General features: G+C 71.2%; 4 protein-coding genes and 1 pseudogene. 4 read left to right on the top strand and 1 reads right to left on the bottom strand.

Going from position 1 to position 5,259, the window contains the following annotated elements; genetic code table 11:
* Positions 1-44: 44 nt before the first annotated feature.
* Together JNW89_RS26800 and JNW89_RS26795 are read left to right on the top strand one after the other, a co-directional pair.
* Complete coding sequence (locus tag JNW89_RS26800) at positions 45-1,829, top strand: glycoside hydrolase family 15 protein (protein ID WP_238451115.1); 1,785 nt, start codon at positions 45-47, stop codon at positions 1,827-1,829.
* Between the two features lie 284 nt (positions 1,830-2,113).
* Positions 2,114-3,013, top strand: a complete 900-nt coding sequence (locus JNW89_RS26795; RefSeq protein ID WP_238451113.1) for a DUF1080 domain-containing protein — start codon at positions 2,114-2,116, stop codon at positions 3,011-3,013.
* Here the strand turns inward: JNW89_RS26795 and tnpA are convergent.
* Positions 2,948-3,363, bottom strand: a pseudogene (gene tnpA / locus JNW89_RS26790) (IS200/IS605 family transposase). The gene JNW89_RS26795 and the pseudogene tnpA overlap by 66 nt on opposite strands.
* Before the next feature lie 22 nt (positions 3,364-3,385).
* Here tnpA and JNW89_RS26785 point away from each other — a divergent pair.
* On the top strand, positions 3,386-4,615 hold the full coding sequence (locus JNW89_RS26785) for a transposase (protein WP_238451111.1): 1,230 nt from the start codon (positions 3,386-3,388) through the stop codon (positions 4,613-4,615).
* 59 nt (positions 4,616-4,674) lie between these two features.
* Positions 4,675-5,259 (top strand): pectate lyase (locus tag JNW89_RS26780; protein WP_238451110.1); only part of this gene is annotated, 585 nt, incomplete at its 3' end.

Below are 5,259 nucleotides of genomic sequence, written 5' to 3'. Positions count from 1 at the left end.
CCGTTGACCGGCCTGAACCCGGTCGGTCCGGGTACCCGGGGCGGGTGGACCAGCCGCCGATCTCCGACTACGGGTTCCTCTCCGACTGTCGCTCCGGCGCGCTGGTCGGCCGGGACGGCTCGGTCGACTGGTGGTGCCCCGACCGGTTCGACGCGCCGTCGGTCTTCGGCCGGCTGCTCGACCCCGAGGCCGGGTACTGGCGACTGGCGCCGCTCGGGCCGTCCCGGGTGGAGCGCGCGTACCGCCCGGACACGCTGGTGCTGCGGACGGTCCACCACACCCCCGAGGGAAGCGTCGCGGTCACCGACGCGCTCGCCGCCCAGGTGGGCGCCCGGGGTCACCAACTGGGCCTGAACTCTCCGGCGGTGCTGCTGCGGGTGGTCGAGGGGCTCGGCGGGCGGGTCCGGATGGGGCTGGACTTCGCGCCCCGCCCCGAGTACGGCCTGCTCACCCCGTACCTGCACGAGCAGTCCGACGGCGGGGTGCTGGCCGTCGCCGGCCCGGTGGCGCTGACCCTGCACGGCAACGGGCCGACGCTGCGCGCCGGGCGGGACCGGGTCCGCCAGGAGTTCGAGGTCACCGCCGGGCAGTGCGTCAGCTTCGACCTGGCGTACGCGCCGGTGCACGGCGACCCGCCGGCCCGAACGGACCCGTTGACCACGCTCGCCGAGACGGTGCAGGCGTGGCAGGCGTACCGGGGGCTGCACCACTACGACGGCCCGTACCCCGAGCAGGTGCGCCTGAGCGCGACCGTGCTCACCGGTCTGACCTGCGCACGCAGCGGCGCGGTCGCCGCCGCGCTGACCACGTCGCTGCCGGAGCGGTACGGCGGCGACCGCAACTACGACTACCGCTACTCCTGGCTGCGCGACTTCGCGATGACGATGCGCGCGCTCTGGGTGGCCGCCTGCCCGACCGAGGCGGACCGGCTCTTCGCCTGGGCGGCCCGCGCGATCGGCCGGATCGGCGACCAGCCCGTCCCGGTGCTCTTCGGTCTGGAGGGGGAGCGGGACATCTCCGAGCACGAGCTGGAGCACCTGCGCGGCTACGCGGGCAGCCGCCCGGTGCGGGTCGGCAACGACGCCTGGCGACAACGGCAGCTCGACGTGCCCGGTGAGGTGATCTCGGCGGTCTGGCGGCTGCACGAGTATCTCGGCGAGACCTTCGAGGAGGAGTTGCGCGAGATGGTCGTCGGGCTGGCCGAGGAGGTCGCCGCGAGCTGGCGGTTGCCGGATCACGGGATGTGGGAGATTCGGGACGCCGAGCGGCATTACCTGTCGTCCAAGGTGCTCTGCTGGAGCGCCCTGCACCGGGCGGTCCAGTTGGCGCCCCGGCTGGGTGAGCGGGCCGACCCGCGGCGGTGGGCCGCGATCCGCGACGAGATCCGGGACACCGTGCTGCGCGACGGCTGGAACGACCGGATCGGGGCGTTCACCGGGGCCTTCGGGTCGGCGGAGCTGGACGCCTCGGCGCTGCTGCTGCCGATGTCGCAGTTCCTGCCCGCCACCGACCCCCGGATGCGCGCCACCATCGAGGCGATCGAGCGGGAGCTGGGCAGCGACGACGGCCTGGTACGACGGTGGGGCAACGACCCGGCCGGCTTCGTGCTCTGCTCGTTCTGGCTGGTCGAGTGCCTGCTGTTGGCGGGCGAGGAGGGCCGGGCCCGGCGGCTGTTCGAGCAGGTGCTCGGGCACGCCAACGACCTCGGGCTCTTCGCCGAGCAGGTGGACCTGCGGACCGGCGCGCAGCTGGGCAACACGCCGCAGGCGCTGTCGCACATCGGGCTGATCAACGCGGCCTGGCGGTTCGCGGATCTGAGCTCCGGCTGAGCGTCGCGACGAGATCCTGCAACTCTCCTGCAATCGCCAGGCATTGACGGTGATGCGCGCGGTCCTAGCCTCGGGATACGGGAAGGCCCTTTCCTGAGGCTCGCGCCCCCTCATCCCGCCCGGAGACCGGGCCTCCGGCGGGACGCGCCGCGGCACCGGCCACGGCCGCCGTCGCCTCCGCGACGTCGGCTCGACGCCGCCGGTCGCCGCATCCCACCACCTGCTCCACAGGAGGAACTGTGCGTACCAGACCCGTCAGAAATCGACGTCCACTAATGCTTGCCGTGGGCGCCGGCGCCACCGTCGCCCTGCTCGCCGCCGGCATGGGCAGCTCGGCCTTCGCGGCCACCGTCTTCTCCGACACGTTCGCCGACGGCGACGCCTCCGGGTGGTCCAAGTCCGGCGGGACGTGGGCAGTCAGCGGCGGCGTGTTCAGCCAGTCCAGCGCCAGCAGCGAGCTGGCCCGCCAGTTCGCCGGGCAGACCGGCTGGACCGATTACCAGGTGCAGGCCCGGGTCCGCCCGGACGGCTTCGGCTCGTCCACCGGCCTGGTCGGGCTCGCCGCCCGCTCCAGCAGCAGCACCAAGATGTACCGGCTGGCCCTGCTCGGCTCCGGCCGGGCGGAGCTGCAGGCGGTCAACGGCAGCCAGATCACCGCCATCGGGTCCGCCGCGGTCGGGGCGTCCGCCGGCACCTGGTACACGCTGCGGATCGAGGCCAGCGGCAGCACCATCCGCGGCTTCGTCAACGGCACCCAGATCGCCTCCGGCAGCAACAGCCTGGTCAGCGCCGGCCGGATCGGCCTGGTCACCGCATACGCCAGGGGCAGCTTCGACGACGTGACGGTGGACGCCTCCGTCGCCGCCCCGACCACGCCGCCGACGACCAGCCCGCCCCCGAGCACCCCGCCGCCCAGCACGCCGCCGCCCACCACTACCCCGCCGCCGTCCGGCTCGTGGCCGACCCCCACCGCCAGCCAGAAGGTCGACGCCACCATCGCCGTCAGCGGCACCTTCGACGGTGGCCTGAAGCGCTACCGGGATGCGGGCCAGTGCTGCGCCCTTCATTGCCGGGGGTGTAGGCCCGCGCTGGGAGGGCCGCCAAGGCCGGAGCAGTGCCTAGACCGGGCGGTTCTGCTGCTCGATGTACTGACGCACGACGCTCAGCGGTGCGCCGCCGACTGAGCCTGCGAAGTAGGAACCCGTCCAGAGCTTGTTGGCCCGGTAGTAGTGCCGCCGTAGGTCGGGGAACTCCTGCCGGAGTCGCCGGCTGGACACGCGCTTGAGGCTGTTGACCAGCTTCGCTAGCGCCACCTTGGGCGGGAAGTTGACGAGCAGGTGGACGTGGTTGTTGCCGCCGTTGAACTCGACCAGCTCGGTCTCGAAGTCGGCGCACACCGCCCGCATGATCTCCTGCATTCGGGCGAGGTGCGCGTCGCCGAACACCTTGTGCCGGAACTTCGTCACGAAGACCAAGTGAGCATGCAGAGCGATTGCGCTTGCCTACCAGTGCGGATGCCTTCGAGTTCAGCCATTAACCAACGGTACGGTGTATGGGTGCAGCTCCGTTACAACTACCGCGTCTACCCGACGCCGAGTCAGCAGCAAGCGCTGGCTCGGGCGTTCGGGTGCGCTCGGGTGGTGTTCAACGACGGCCTGCGCGCACGGCAGGAAGCGCGGGCCGAGGGCCTGCCGTATCTGTCGGACGCCGAGTTGTCCAAGCGGGTCACCGCGGCCAAGGCCACGCCCGAGCGAGCCTGGTTGGGCGAGGTTTCCTCGGTCGTCCTGCAACAAGCTCTGGCCGATCTGAACGTGGCGTACCGCAACTTCTTCGCCTCGCTGTCGGGCAAGCGCAAGGGTCGCAAGGTGGCACCGCCGCGGTTCCGCTCGCGCAAGGACAACCGGCAGGCGATCCGGTTCACCGCCAACGCCCGGTTCAGGGTGCTGGACAACGGCCGGCTGCGGCTGCCGAAGATCGGCGACGTCGAGGTGCGCTGGTCGCGGACGTTGCCCTCCGCACCGTCCAGCGTGACGATCATCAAGGACGCAGCAGGCCGGTGCTTCGCCTCGTTCGTCGTGCAGAGCACAGACGAGGCGTTGCCGCCCTCGGATTGTGCGGTGGGCATCGACCTGGGGTTGACCCACTTCGCGGTGTTGTCGGACGGTACGAAGGTGGCCGCCCCGAAGTTCCTGCGCCGCGCGGCCCGCAAGCTGCGCCGGTTGCAGCAAGACCTGTCCCGCAAGACCAAGGGGTCGAACAACCGCAAGAAGGCCGTCGTGAAGGTCGCCCGCGCTCATGCGCGGGTGGCCGACACCCGGCGCGACTGGCAGCACAAGCTCTCGACACGGATCATCCGCGACAACCAAGCGGTGTACGTCGAGGACCTGTGCGTCGTCGGTCTCGGCCGGAGCAGGCTGGCGAAGTCCGTGCACGACGCCGGTTGGGCGGCGTTCACGGGCATGTTGGAGTACAAAGCCGCCCGGTACGGGCGCACCTTCGCAAAGATCGACCGGTTCGCGCCCACGTCGCAGACGTGCTCGGCGTGCGGCCGGCTCGACGGTCCCAAGCCGCTGAACGTCCGATCGTGGACCTGCCCATGCGGGGCCGTCCACGACCGGGACGTCAACGCGGCGATCAACGTGTTGGCCCAGGGACGCTGGGACAACTCAAACGCCTGTGGAGCGCAGGTAAGACCGGCACCCGTGCCGGCACCGCGCGAGGAAGCAGGAATCCGCCCGGACGCCGCGTGTTCCACGCGCAGCGTGGAGGGAATCTCCGTCCTTTAGGGCGGAGAGATCGTCAATACGGCATCGGCGACGGCGGGCAGAGCGAGAGCCAGGACCCGATGTTCGAGCTGGCCGCCGGGGCCACCCTGCGCAACGTCATCATCGGAGCGCCGGCCGGTGACGGCGTGCACTGCGAGGGCAACTGCACACTGATCAACGTCTGGTGGGAGGACGTCGGCGAGGACGCGGCGACCTTCCGTGGCGGCACCACCTACACCGTCGACGGCGGCGGCGCCCGATCGGCCAGTGACAAGGTGTTCCAGCACAACGGCCCGGGCACCGTCCACATCAGGAACTTCCGGGTGGAGAGTTCGGGCAAGCTCTACCGGGCCTGCGGCAACTGCTCCCCCTCGTACCAGCGGCACGTGGTGATGGACAACGTCACCGCCACCTCGACCAGGGTGCTCGCCGGCATCAACACCAACTGGGGCGACACCGCCCGGTTCACCCGGATCACCATCCTCAACGACCGGACCGGGACACCCGGATCTGCGTCAAGTACAAGGGTGTGCCGAAGGGCAGCGAGCCGACCGAGATCGGCGAGGGCGCCGACGGCGTCAACTGCATCTACTCCGAGTCCGACATCACCTGGCGCTAGACCGCCCGACCCCCGGTGCCCCGCGGACGCCCGGTCCGCGGGGCGC

Source organism: Micromonospora sp. 4G55, from assembly GCF_016803375.1.
This window is presented reverse-complemented; position numbering and strand designations above follow the sequence as displayed.